We start from the raw sequence: 12,770 nt of genomic DNA, 5'->3' as shown, positions 1-12,770 counted from the left end.
GAGCGCTGTTCCCCTCGGTGTTCACCTGCCGTCGTCCGTAGACAGTGTCTCGTGTCCTGTCTCCCCTCCGGAACGACGTGAAGGCAGGCTAACACGAGCCGTAATCTGTGAACAGAGCTCACAAACACTCGCACGGTCGGGTTCGGGGCCTCGGTGGGGCTCAGCCCATGCGGCGCAGCCGCTCCAGCAGCGTGCGGCTCCGTCCGTGTCCGACGTCGGACACGGACTCGGACTCGGACTCGGACTCGGACAAGATCGTGTCCTCCTCGTCGGCCAGGCGGCGCAGCAGTTCCTCGGCGGCGTGCCGTTCCCCGGTGCGGACCAGCAGGACGGCGATCTCGTAGCGGGTGTCCAGAACGGCCGGGTGGCCGGGCCCGAGCAGGCTGCGCTGTTCGGCGAGGACGGACTTCAGCTCGTCCAGTGCCTCGCGGGTGCGGCCGAGCGTCCCCGCGCACAGGGCGGCGCCCGCGCGGGCGGCGAGCATGCTCGCGCGGTCGAGACCGGGGCCGTCCATCAGCTCGCGGTACTCCTCCAGGGCGCGGGCCGGACGTCCCGCCCGGCACAGGGCCGCCAGCTCCGCCAGCCGCGGGTGTGCGGCCGCGACCCCGGCGGCGGAAGCCGGTCGGGGCGCCCAGGCGGCGAGCAGGGCGGCCACCTCTTCGGCGGAGGCGGGCCGGTCCTCGGGCTTCTTCTCCAGCAGCCGCTCGACCAGCGTCCGCAATCCGTCGGGCACACCGGCGCGGCGGTCGGCGAGCGGCGGGACGGGGTCGTGGGCATGCCGGTGGTACAGCATGAACGGGCTGGCGTCGGTGAACGGCGGCGCGCCGGTGAGCAGTTCGTACAGGACGCAGCCCAGCGCGTACAGGTCGCTCGCGGGCACGGTCTGGCCGACGGCCTGCTCGGGCGCCATGTAGACGACCGTGCCGGGAGTGGCGTTCGCGGCGGTGAAACGGGTCTCGCCGGGCTGGGGCTCCAGCGCCGCGGCGACCCCGAAGTCCAGGACCTTGATCTCACCGTCGGGGGTCAGCATCAGGTTCGACGGCTTCAGGTCGCGATGCACGACGCCCTGCCCGTGGGCGTAGGACAGCACCTCGGCCGTACGGCGGGCCACGTCCGCCGCCTGCTCGACGCCCAGCGGACCGTCGTTCTTCAGGACGGCGTCCAGGGCGCGACCGGGGACGAGATCCATGACCAGGTACAGCTCGCCCTCGTGGTTGCCGTGGTCGTGGACGGCGGGGACGCCCGGATGCCGCAGGCGGCCGGTCAGGCGGATCTCGCGCAGGAACCGGCGCTCCAGCATGCTCGGTTCGGCACCGCGGCCACGGGTGGCGAGGAGCTTGACGGCGACCGCGCGGTCATGGTCGCGGTCGTGGGCCGCCCAGACGACACCCATCCCGCCCCGGCCCAGCTCGTGCGTCAGCTCGTACCGCCCAAGGCTCCGCCGCATCGCGCCCCGCCCCCAGTTCCGGCGCCTGCCGCGCCCGCCGCATCCCGTGTCGTCCGGGAGCGTCACGGCGTCCCGGCCGACGGGGACATTCTGTCACCGGCCATGACACTCCTGTGCCGGGTGTGACCGAAAAGGTGCAACCTGCAACGACCGCAGAATTCCTGCCGTGAACCGGTGGGCCCGTCGATCACAGGGGCAGCGGTCACAGGGGCAGCGGTCCTTGGGGCACGAGGAAAGGGCGACGCGGATCCTCGGGAGGAGTCCGCCTGACCGCCGACGCGAGGTCCGGCTCCGGCAGGTGGGGTGCCAGACCTGCGTAGACCTCGGCGGCCGACGCGGGACGGTCGTCCGGTCGCTTGGCCAGGAGGTCCGTGATCAGATTCTGGAGATCCCCGGGCACTCGCACCCCCGCGTCCGCGACGAGGGGCGGAGGCGAGACGAGGTGGTGCGAGGCCAGAAGCGCGGGCTGATCCGTGGGGAAGGGCGTCTCCCCGGTGAGCATGTGATGCAGGAGGCAGCCCACGGCATACAGGTCGCTGCGGCCGTCGAGCGGGTCCCGGCCCGCCAGCAGCTCGGGAGAAGCGCAGACGAGGTTGCCGACCCCCTCGCCGGTCATCGTCAGCCGCGGGTCGGTGTCGCCGAGCAGCTTGACGAGGCCGAAGTCGAGGATCTTCACGACGCCGTCGCGGCGGACCATGACGTTCTGCGTCTTGAGGTCGCGGTGCACCAGGCCGGCCGTGTGGACCGCGGACAGTCCGGCGCACAGCTGGGCGGCGACGGCGGCCGCCGAGGGCACGTCGAAGCGGCCGTTCTCCTGCTGGTCGAAGAGGTACTCGAGGGTGGTGCCGTCGATCAACTCCATCACCAGACAGCATGTGTCGTCCGTGATCGACGCGTCGAAGACCGTGGCGACGTTGGCGTGGTCGAGGCGTGCTGCCGCCCGCGTCTCCCTGCCGAACCGCGCGAGTGCGGCGTCGCGGCTGCTCGCCACGGCCAGGAGTTCCGTTGCGACGGCTTTCACCGCCACAGGCCGGTCAAGGGGCAGGTCGCGGGCCCGCCAGACGTACCCCATCACTCCGCGGCCCAGCACGGACTCCAGTCGATAGCGGTCATGGATCACCGTTCCCGGCGCGGGACTCCACATTTCCGCCGACCTCCACATTCCCTGCACAACAAGATGGAACATACACGCTGTGAACAAAGTCAATAGGGGTAGTAGCCTTCCCTGCATGAACGGCCGCTGGGAACGCCGACCAGCCCAGCCGCCAAGTACCTCGGAGACCGAACCATGAGTGCCCGTGAAGCCGTCCCCGTCAGCCTGGCCGAGATCGCCCGGATCGCCGGCGTGGGCCGCGCCGCCGTGAGCAACTGGCGCCGCCGCCACGACTCCTTCCCCACCCGCATCGGCGGCACCGACGTCAGTCCGCAGTTCTCCCTGGCCGAGGTCGAGCAGTGGCTGCGGGACAACGGGAAGCTCAGGGACATCGGTGGCCGCGAACTCCTCTGGCCGCGCTTCGAGGCACTCGGCAGCCGGAACGAGTCGGGGCTCGCCATCGCCGCGGCGGCTCGCCGGATGCGCTCCCCCGGAACACGCACCACCCCGCCCGAACTCTCCGCGCAGGCACGTGACCTGGTGGCCGAGACCGCGAAGGTGGGGCGGAAAGAGGGGCCCCGGGAGGTCTTCGAGTTCTTGCTGCAGCGATGGCTGGAGACGCACGTCCGGCAGCTGAGTACCACCCCGTCGCAACTGGCCGCGCTGATGGCCCGGATCGCCCTCGCCGTCCGCCTCGGCCCGGCGCAGGACGGACTGGCCCTCCTCGATCCGGCGTGCGGTACCGGACACCTGGCCGCCGCAGCCGTGCGGGAGTACGACAGAGCGGGCCTGGAGGTGCTCGCCTGCGAAAGGGACCTGACACTGGCCGCGTTGACGGCCGCCCGGCTCGAGTTCCTCTCGGAGGACCACGACATCCGGACACGCATCGTCAGCGCCGACGCGCTGCGGGACGACCCCTTCGCCGGATCGAAGGCCGACATCGCCCTGTGCAACCCTCCCTTCAACGAACGCGACTGGGGCTACGCGGAGCTCGCCACCGACCAGCGCTGGACGCACGGCCTGCCCCCTCGCACCGAACCCGAACTGGCCTGGGTGCAGCACCTGCTGTCCCATCTCAAGCCTGGCGGGGCCGCCGTGATCGTCCTTCCGCCGGCCGTCGCGTCACGCAAGGCGGGCCGCCGTATCCGCGGCTCCCTGCTGCGCACCGGAGCGCTCCGCGCCGTCGTCTCCCTGCCTCCCGGCAGCGCCCAACCACACAGCGTGTCACTTCAGTTGTGGATCCTCCGCGCCGCCCCGGACGGCTCCGCGGCCGCTCCCCCGAGCCAGGACGCCCTCCTGGTGGACGCCACCCGATTCGCGAGACCGGGAACGCGCGAACCCAGCCCCGACTGGGACAGCCTCGGTTCTTATGTGCTCACCGCGATGGCCACCCTCGACCAGCCGGACCGGGAGCCGCCGCAGGGCGCCGTCCAGGTGCCCCTGCTCGACCTTCTCGACGACGAGGTGGATGTCACCCCCGGGCGCTACACCGCGGCGGCGGCCGAACCGTCCCGCAAGGAACTCGCAGGCAAGTGGGACGAGTTCGGATCTTTGCTGACGGATCTGGCCGATCACGCGACGCGCCTGTCCGCCCTCGACTTCGAGGCCGGTACCGCACAGACCACGACGACGGTGGGAGACCTCGTCAAAGCCGGAGCACTGACACTGCGCGCCGGCCAGCAGCCGCCGGAGTCGGCAGCGCCCGCCGGCGGGGTCGCCGTTCCGCTCCTCACCATCGCCGACCTCCTGCACGACGGCACTCCCAGCGGGATGGTCCCCACCGGCTCGGCCGCGGCCGTCGCCGAGGAGGGCGACGTCGTGGTCGCCGGAGTGGCCCGTGCCTTCAAGGCCTGGGTCCACCAGGGACCGCCGACCGCCCTGGGCCCTCAGCTGTACCTCCTGCGCGTGGACGCGGAGAAACTGGAACCGCACTTCCTCGCCGGCTGCCTGTTCGCGCCGGCCAACGGGCGTCAGGCCGGCACCCATGCCTCCAGCTCGTCCAGGGTCGACATCCGGCGTCTCCAGGTGCTCCAGCTGCCTCTGGAAAAGCAGACGGTCTACGCCGAGGCCTTCCGTCGTCTGCGGACCTTCGAGGAACTGCTCACCACGGCCGGCGGGTCGGGCAAGGAGCTGGTGAGCGACATGAGTGATCGACTCGCAGCAGGCGGGCTACCTGCCTGACCACTCCCGCCCGGGCAGGGCTTGAGCCACCGTCCCAACCCGGCCTGGAGCCATCCGCGAGGCGGATGCTCAACGTCGTCACCTGTGGACCAGGGTGCCGGGCGGCATGTTCAGGGTGAGGGTGCGGAGTTCGCGTAGGGTCAGGTGGATCTCCATGTGGTGATCGGCACGCTCGCGCAGTGCCGCCTCCCGCCAGGTGCCGCCGGTGGGGCGCAGGCCGTACGCGAGAACCGTGCTGGAGACCTCGTCCGGAGTGACCGAGGCCATGCGCCACAGCGCCCGGCGCGCCGGTGCGTCGCCGGGGAACTCGACGCCTCGTGCCAGTGCGATGCCGCGCAGGACCAGCCGGGACAGCAGGGTGCCGTCGTCCAGGCCGTGCGCCGAGCCGGTGACGCGGGTGGCCGGTTCGCCGCGGCCCCAGGAGGCCGCGGTCATGCGTGGGTCCGTGCCGGGGAAAAGTGTCGCCAGAGTCTGGACGGCCTGGGTGATGACGGTGGTCACGGTGTGCGGGTCCTGGCGGGCGAGTGTGCCGCCGCGTCGTATCTCCTCCAGCCACTGGGCAGTCCAGGGCTCGGCCGACAGCGTCGTGCTTTCCAGCTCCGTCTGAACCGTCGACCACAGGCGGGAGCGTTCAGCCGTCGCCGCGCCGCGGACTGCCCGACGGTCGGTCAGTGGTGGGCCCAATTCCTCCAGCGTCGAGGACAGGCCCCGTCCGACCGCACTGGCGCGCAGGCGGGTGCCCAGGTCCGGCAGTTCCCCAGCGGGAGCCGGGCACCTGTGTCCAGCTCCCCCATGGAGGCCACCTGGTCGGCAAGCTGGGACGCTCCCGCGTCCGATGCTGACCGCCCGCTGACCCGAGCATGACTGTCAAGCCTCTGACCTGCGGAACACCCAAACGCTAGACCTTGGACTTGAACATGGTGCGAAACACGGAGAAACTCCCGATCTGTCGGCTCCCTGCCCGCGTACTTGCAGGTCAAGGGCTGTTTCCTCACCCTACAGCGAGGCGCCTGTCCGGGTAGCGGTCCCTTGGCTTTTCAGGACCCGCGCCGACCGCTTTGCCGACTTTCCCGGCGGGCCGCGGGTTGCGGGCGGGCGGGGGCAGTCATGGAGACCCTGACCATGCCTCCCCGAGTCCTGACGGCCGCCGCCGCAGCGGCCACCGCCTGCCTGCCTGGGCAGGCATGGAGAAGGCCGCTGTGCCACTCGTCGCGTTCCGCGTTTCCTGGGCGGATGCCGACCGAGGCCAGAGCGCCTTTTCCAGGTCACGTAACAGCTTCGCTGTAGACCGTGCACACCCGGTCGCGTGTTCGATGAGCGGGCGTAGCGTGCGCGGCTGTGGACGAATTGATCTTCCGCGGTCGAGACCGCTATCGCCTCTCGTGGCGTCACCTGATCGCACCTGTCGCCGCCATCGCTGTTCAACTGTTCCTCGCCGCTCAAGACCTGAGCAGCGTGGCCTTCTCGTGGCTGACGGCCGGGGCCTTCGTGCTCCTCGCAGGCGGGCTGTGGTCGTCACGCCGCAGCTGGACCCGGGTCGGGGCCGACGGCATCACGATCTGCTGGGGCATCGGCCGCGGCCGTACCCACCCCTGGCGGGAGATCCGCTGGATCGACACACGCGACATCAATGGCCGGACCGGGATGGCGTACACCGCCCGGATCACGCTGACCAACAGGCGGCGCCGATCGCTGCCCGCGCTCACCGACAGCGCCACGTACCCGTTGCCCGACTTCGACGCGGACGTCCAACGCATAATGGACTGGTGGGAGTTGAGCACCGACCCGTCCGCGCGGTTCCGACCGCCGCAGCGTCTCAGGGACCGGATCGGGCCCCGGACGTGGGGAGTCGTCCTGGGCCTCGCCATCGCAGCCGCCCTGGCGCTCCACATCTTCGTACTGCGGCATTGGCTGTACTGATCCCGAGCGGAGCGTCGTGGCGAGCGGCCTGGGCCTGGAATCCGGCGTGGCGGTAGCGGTCCCTTGCTGAAGCGGCGACCGCCCGCAGGGCGTCCGAGCGGTGAGATCCCGCCGGGTTCCTGGTTCCTGCTTCCTGCTTCCTGGTTCCTGCTTCCTGGTTCCTCTACGGTCGCGCCTGCCAGGAGCGGTCCGCCTCGGCGCGGGCCAGTTCCGCGTCGTACTGTCCCGCCTCGAAGTGGAACTCCGGCAGCGGGTAAGGATCGGGGGCCAGTGGAAGCGCCCCGGGCATCGTCCAGTCCGACCACTGCACGATCTCCCCGAACCGCTGCACGACCACGGTGAGAAAGCCACAGCACTCGCCGGTGCACTCCGGCGCCCCCAGTTCCAGGCGCCGCGCCTCGGCGGTGGCCCGGAGCGGGCTGGGTCGGTCGGCCGGCAGCACATCCGCCGCGAAAGGTCCGCGGCCGCCTTCGCCGACCGCCTCGCGGATCACATCCTCGCGGTTGACGCGCAGCCGCACCTGGGCGGCGTATCGGGAGCCCGGCGGGAGAACCTCGATCTCCAGACGATCGAACATCGGACCACTCTAAGCGGCCGGTCCGGCTCTGGTGGCCGAGGTGCCACCGGGGGTGGACGATCGGGGCGCGAGGCCATCGGTATCGGTCCGCGAGCTGATGCCCTTACGGCCGCAGCGGCGTGGCCCGGCCGGGGTCAAGGCGCAGGGCGACGTCCACGGTCTCCCGCGCGCCGTCCGTCCCCTGGCGCCGCCTCTCGACGAGGACGGCTGGCACCCCTCGCCCCTCCCCCTCGGGGAGAGGAAGTCGCCCGGCGTCGAGCGCGACGTCGAGCGAGTCTTCGCTCCCCCGCACACCCGCGGGTCGCCGAACGGGGCACCGGGGTCGCGCAGTCCGAGCCGGCCACTCGCTCCCGCCCCGATCAGGACTCAGCCGCCGACGACACGCCACCGGATCGCCGGAGCGCGGGAACCGCCCCCGCACGCCGAATCGCCGGAGCGCCGGAGCGCGGAAACCGCCCCGGTAGACCCGCCGGGAGCGGGCGACAGCACGCTCGGCTGCACACTGCACAGGAATCGGGCAAGCTGTATCGGAGAGTGGTGACCGATCCGCGCCCCCCGCAAAAGGCCGGCCCAGAAGTCGCTCGGAGCTCGTGCCCGTTCGTCTTCGCGGCCTCAGAAATTCTCTCCCTGACCGACTCCGGGACCGACTCAGAGACCGACTCCGACGGCGGAGGTGGACGACGTGGCGCACTACGATCTGGTCATCCTGGGGGCAGGCAGCGGAAACATGCTGCTCTCCGAGGAAACGGCCCGGCTGAAGGTCGCCGTGGTCGATCCCGGCCGCTTCGGCGGCACCTGTCTCAACCGGGGCTGCATCCCGAGCAAGATGTTCGTGGTCGCCGCCGATGTGGCCGTCGGGACGCGGACCGGTGCGCGGCTGGGTGTCCACGCCACCGTCGACCGCGTCGACTGGAAGGCCATTCGCGACCGGGTGTTCGGGCGCATCGACCCGCTGCACGACAGCGCGGTGGACTACCGCCGGGCGAACGGCGTCGACGTCTACACCGAGCCGGGCAGGTTCACCGCGCCGAAGGTGCTGCGGGTCGGCGCCGAGGAGATCACCGCCGACATGTTCGTGGTGGCCGTCGGCGCACGGCCCCGGGTGCCGGACGTTCCCGGACTCGACGCCGTCCCGTACCACACGTCCGACACCGTGATGCGGATGGACGAGCTGCCCGCGTCGATGGCCGTCATCGGCGGCGGGTTCGTCGCCGCCGAACTCGGCTACGTGTTCGGCGCGTTCGGTACCGACGTGACGATCGTGCAGCGCGGGCCGCGGCTGCTGATGGCGGAGGACGAGGCGGTGTCGGAGCGGTTCACCGAACTGGCCGCGCAGCGGCACCGGGTTCTGCTGGAGACCGCCGTCACGTCCGTGGCGGCACACGGCGGCGGGGTGGCGCTCACCGTCAGCGGCCCCGCCGGCGAAGAGGTCGTGGAGGCGGAGACGCTGCTGGTGAGCGCCGGCCGCCGGCCCAACACCGACCTCCTGGACGCCACGGCCGGAGGGCTGGCGCTCGACGAGCACGGCCACATCGTGACCGACGACGCGTATCGCACGTCGGTGCCGGGGGTCTGGGCCCTGGGCGACGTGGCCAACCACTTCCAGTTGAAGCACATGGCGAACGCCGAGGCGCGGGTCGTGCGGCACAACCTGCTGCACCCCGAGGACGTGCGGACCCTGTCCAACAAAGTCGCGCCGCACGCCGTTTTCACCAGTCCGCAGATCGCGAGCGTCGGCCTGACCGAGCAGGAGGCGCGCAGGCTCGGCGTCGCGTACCTGGTGAGCGTCCGCGACTACGCGCAGACCGCCTACGGCTGGGCCCTGGAGGACACCACCAGCTTCGTCAAGCTGCTGGTGAGCCCGGCCGACCGCACGATCCTCGGCGCGCACATCATCGGGCCGCAGGCCGCCACCCTGATCCAGCAGCTGATCCAGGCGATGTCCCTGGGGCTGACGGTGGACCAGGTGGCCCGGGACACGATCTACATCCACCCGGCCCTGACCGAGGTCGTCGAACAGGCCCTGCTCGAAGTCTGACCCGCGCCCGGCCTCCCCGCGCCCGGCCTCCCCGCGCCCGATCTCCCCCAGCCCGATCTCTCCGCGCCCGGCACCGGAACACGCGGCGGCGCGTCCGCGCGGGTGCGTACGAAGGATCCGTATCGCCGATAACAAGAACTTGCGATCAGCGATAGGTGTCGTTATCGTTGCTTACATGAACGCGAGATCAGCGGTAATCGCGGTGACGGCCGAACTCCTCGACGCCTCGGACTCGGGGGACGTCTCCACGCGTGCGGTGTGCGAGGCCGCGGGGATCCAGCAGCCGGTGCTGTACCGGCTGTTCGGTGACAAGGACGGCCTCCTCTCGGCGACCGTCGACCACACCTGGGGCCAGTACCTGGACCGGAAGCGGAAGGCCGAGAAGTCCCAGGACCCGCTGGAGGACCTGCGCTCCGGATGGGACAGCCACACCGCCTTCGCGCTCGCCCACCCCAACGCCTACAAGCTGATGTTCGCGCCCGGACTGCGGTCCGTGCCGCAGGCGGTGGAAGAGGCGGTGCGCCTCCTGCGCGACGTCCTCGACCGGCTCGCCGCCGACGGACGTCTGCGCGTGCCGCCCGAGGTGGCCGCCCAGATGGTGATGTCGGCCAACACCGGCGTCGCCCTCGCCCTGGTGACCCGGCCCGCGCTCTACCCCGACCAGGGGCTGTCCACCCTGGTGCGGGACGCCGTCCACCGCGCCATCCTCGTGGACGCGCCCGGCACGACGGCACGCGACGCCCGTGCGTCCGCCGTCACCACCCTGCGGTCGAACCTCGGAGGGCTCACCCCGCACCCCTTCACCCCCGCCGAGGCGGCCCTGCTGGGGCAGTGGCTGACGGCGATCCCTCTCGACGGCGGAGCCGAGTGACGCCCGTGCGGCCGGCCCGGCTCTCCGTGCTCCCTGTGAAAGGCGAACCCATGACGAACGAGAACACCCGCGTCGCCCTGGTCACCGGCGGATCCGGCGGTATCGGCCGCGCCGTCGTGGAGCGCCTGGCCGAGGACGGGATGGCCGTGGCCGTGCACTACGCGGGCAACAAGGCCAGGGCCGAGGAGACCGTGGCCGCGGTGCGTGAGGCGGGCGGACGTGCCATCGCCGTGAGCGGCGACGTGGCCGACGAGGAGGCGATGTCGGCCGCGTTCGACACCGTGGAGGAGGAGTTCGGCGGCGTGGACGTCGTCGTCAACACCGCGGGCATCATGCTCCTCTCGCCGGTCGCGACGCTCGACATGGACGACCTGGACCGGATCTACCGCACCAACATCCGCGGCACTTTCGTGGTGTCCAAGCAGGCGGCCCGCCGGGTGCGCGGCGGCGGCGCCATCATCAACTTCTCGACCTCGGTGACCCGGCTGCTCTTCCCCACCTACGGCGCCTACGTGGCCAGCAAGGGCGCCGTCGAGGCCCTCACGCCGGTTCTGGCCCGGGAGATGCGCGGCAAGGACGTCACCGTCAACGCGGTCGCGCCCGGTCCCACCGCGACCCCGCTGTTCCTCGACGGCAAGGACGAGGCCACCATCGAGAAGCTCGCCAAGGTCCCGCCGCTGGAGCGGCTCGGCGTCCCCGGGGACATCGCGGAGGCGGTCGCGTTCCTCGCCGGCCCCGCCCGCTGGGTCAACGGCCAGGTCCTCTTCACCAACGGCGGCGCCGCCTGAGCCCACCCCCGCACCCGGAATGTCCCGCACCGGCCGTGACCCACGCGCGCCCGGCCGCACGGACCGATCGACCGCGCAAGGGAGAGAGAACCATGAAGAAGGTCATCGTCATCACCGGAGCCTCCAGCGGTTTCGGAGCCCTCACCGCGCGAGCCCTCGCCGATGCGGGCCACACCGTGTACGCGGGCATGCGGCAGACCGGCACGCGCAACGCCCCGCAGGTGCTGGCCGCCCAGGAGTACGCCGAGCAGCACGACGTCGACCTGCGCACCGTGGAACTGGACGTCGGCTCCCAGGAGTCGGTGGACGCGGGCGTGGCCAGGATCCTCACGGAAGAGGGCCGCATCGACGTCCTGATCCACAACGCGGGCCACATGGTGACCGGGCCCGCCGAGGCGTTCACGCCGGAGCAGCTCGCCGAGCTGTACGACGTCAACGTGGTGTCCACCCAGCGTGTCAACCGCGCCGTGCTGCCGCACCTGCGCGCCGCCGGCAAGGGCCTGGTGATCTGGGTGTCCAGCTCCAGCGTCAAGGGCGGCACCCCGCCGTACCTGGCGCCGTACTTCGCGGCCAAGGCCGCCATGGACTCCATGGCCGTCAGCTACGCGGGCGAGCTGGCCCGCTGGGGCGTGGAGACGTCGATCGTGGTCCCGGGCTCCTTCACCAGCGGCACGAACCACTTCGCCCACTCCGGGCACCCCGCCGACCAGGACACCGCGACCGTGTACGAGAGCCGTTACGCGGGCCTCATGGAGCAGGTGTCCGAGAAGCTCGCCGCGCTCGCTCCGGAGGGCGCGGACGCCTCGCTCGTCTCCGACGAGATCGCCCGCATCGTCGCCCTCCCCGACGGACAGCGGCCCTACCGTGTCCACATCGACCCTGCCGACGACGGCTCGGGGGAAGTCTCCGACGTCGCCGACCGCATCCGGCGCGAGTTCCTGACCCGCGTCGGCCTGTCGGACCTCGTCACCGGGGTCTGCTGACCGCACGCGTGGATCTGCGCCGGACGCTCGATGGCGAGGGATGGTGGTGGGGCATGGCGGGGAAGAAGGCGGCACGACTCCCGCGCACGGTGTACGAGAAGGAACTGCTGCGGCTGCAGACCGAGTTGGCGAAGCTCCAGGAGTGGGTGCGGGCGGAGGGCGCCCGGCTGGTCGTCGTCTTCGAGGGACGGGACGCGGCGGGCAAGGGCGGCGCCGTCAAGCGGGTCTCGGAGCGCCTCAATCCGCGGGTGACACGGATCGCGGCGCTCCCCAGACCGACCGAACGCGAGTGCACGCAGTGGTACTTCCAGCGCTACATGGAGCATCTGCCGGCCGCCGGGGAGATCGTGCTCTTCGACAGGTCCTGGTACAACCGCGCCGGGGTCGAGCACGTGATGGGCTTCTGCACCAGGGAGGAGTACCAGCTCTTCATGCGGCAGTGCCCGATCTTCGAGCGGATGCTGGTGGAGGACGGAATCCTGCTGCGCAAGTACTGGTTCTCGGTGAGCGACACCGAGCAGCAGGAACGCTTCCGGCGCCGGCTGGAGGATCCGCTGCGCCGGTGGAAACTCTCACCGATGGACCTGGAGTCGATCACGCACTGGGAGGCGTACTCGCGGGCCAAGGACGAGATGATGGTCCACACCGACATCGCCGAGGCGCCCTGGTACGTCGTCGAGAGCGACGACAAACACCGGGCACGTCTCAACATGATCAGCCACCTGCTGGACTCCGTGCCCTACCACGAGGTGCCGCCACCGGTTCTCGAACTGCCGTCCCGGCCGCCGTCGACCGGGTACGAGCGGCCGCCACGCGATCTGCAGACCTACGTCCCCGATCACACCGCGGACCTCTGAACCGCACCCGGCCGT

At 71.2% G+C, this 12,770-nt stretch carries 11 protein-coding genes; 7 read left to right on the top strand and 4 right to left on the bottom strand.

The features are described 5' to 3' along the window. Nucleotides 1–160: 160 nt before the first annotated feature. Nucleotides 161–1,447, bottom strand: coding sequence for a serine/threonine-protein kinase (locus ACIPRD_RS06985; RefSeq protein WP_401560659.1), 1,287 nt, complete (start codon nt 1,445–1,447; stop codon nt 161–163). Nucleotides 1,448–1,649: 202 nt separating this feature from the next. Then, the gene (locus ACIPRD_RS06980; protein ID WP_401560656.1) at nt 1,650–2,567 is read right to left on the bottom strand and encodes a serine/threonine-protein kinase; all 918 of its coding nucleotides are present in this window, start codon (nt 2,565–2,567) and stop codon (nt 1,650–1,652) included. A 168-nt stretch (nt 2,568–2,735) separates the two neighbouring features. On the opposite strand from ACIPRD_RS06980, the gene ACIPRD_RS06975 reads away from it, so the two are divergent. Further along, nucleotides 2,736–4,721: an N-6 DNA methylase gene (locus ACIPRD_RS06975; RefSeq protein ID WP_401560654.1), complete on the top strand. Its 1,986-nt coding sequence runs from the start codon at nt 2,736–2,738 to the stop codon at nt 4,719–4,721. Nucleotides 4,722–4,799: 78 nt separating this feature from the next. Here ACIPRD_RS06975 and ACIPRD_RS06970 read toward each other — a convergent pair whose 3' ends face one another. Then, complete coding sequence (locus ACIPRD_RS06970; RefSeq protein WP_401561863.1) at nt 4,800–5,465, bottom strand: TIGR02679 domain-containing protein; 666 nt, start codon at nt 5,463–5,465, stop codon at nt 4,800–4,802. Between the two features lie 594 nt (nt 5,466–6,059). Between ACIPRD_RS06970 and ACIPRD_RS06965 the strand changes: the two genes are divergently transcribed. Continuing rightward, a complete protein-coding gene (locus ACIPRD_RS06965; protein ID WP_401560652.1) occupies nt 6,060–6,641 on the top strand; it encodes a hypothetical protein in 582 nt (193 codons plus the stop codon). Between the two features lie 163 nt (nt 6,642–6,804). Here the strand turns inward: ACIPRD_RS06965 and ACIPRD_RS06960 are convergent, their stop codons facing one another. Then, the gene (locus ACIPRD_RS06960) at nt 6,805–7,218 is read right to left on the bottom strand and encodes a hypothetical protein (RefSeq protein ID WP_401560649.1); all 414 of its coding nucleotides are present in this window, start codon (nt 7,216–7,218) and stop codon (nt 6,805–6,807) included. A 682-nt stretch (nt 7,219–7,900) separates the two neighbouring features. On the opposite strand from ACIPRD_RS06960, the gene ACIPRD_RS06955 reads away from it, so the two are divergent. The 5 genes from ACIPRD_RS06955 to ppk2 all read left to right on the top strand — a co-directional run bounded on the left by ACIPRD_RS06955 (nt 7,901) and on the right by ppk2 (nt 12,755). Further along, nucleotides 7,901–9,256, top strand: a complete 1,356-nt coding sequence (locus ACIPRD_RS06955) for a mycothione reductase (RefSeq protein WP_401560646.1) — start codon at nt 7,901–7,903, stop codon at nt 9,254–9,256. A 175-nt stretch (nt 9,257–9,431) separates the two neighbouring features. After that, nucleotides 9,432–10,127 (top strand): TetR/AcrR family transcriptional regulator, encoded by a 696-nt coding sequence (locus ACIPRD_RS06950; RefSeq protein ID WP_401560643.1) that lies wholly within the window; start codon nt 9,432–9,434, stop codon nt 10,125–10,127. Nucleotides 10,128–10,177: 50 nt separating this feature from the next. Next, nucleotides 10,178–10,915, top strand: a complete 738-nt coding sequence (locus ACIPRD_RS06945; RefSeq protein ID WP_401560640.1) for an SDR family oxidoreductase — start codon at nt 10,178–10,180, stop codon at nt 10,913–10,915. Between the two features lie 92 nt (nt 10,916–11,007). Beyond that, complete coding sequence (locus ACIPRD_RS06940; protein WP_401560637.1) at nt 11,008–11,898, top strand: SDR family oxidoreductase; 891 nt, start codon at nt 11,008–11,010, stop codon at nt 11,896–11,898. Nucleotides 11,899–11,951: 53 nt separating this feature from the next. Continuing rightward, on the top strand, nt 11,952–12,755 hold the full coding sequence (gene ppk2 / locus ACIPRD_RS06935) for a polyphosphate kinase 2 (protein WP_401560634.1): 804 nt from the start codon (nt 11,952–11,954) through the stop codon (nt 12,753–12,755). Nucleotides 12,756–12,770 lie beyond the last annotated feature (15 nt).

Source organism: Streptomyces sp. NPDC090108 (assembly GCF_044747185.1).
GTDB lineage: Bacteria > Actinomycetota > Actinomycetes > Streptomycetales > Streptomycetaceae > Streptomyces.
The sequence above is the reverse complement of the archived record's forward strand: the minus strand, read 5'-3'. Positions and strand labels throughout refer to the sequence as shown.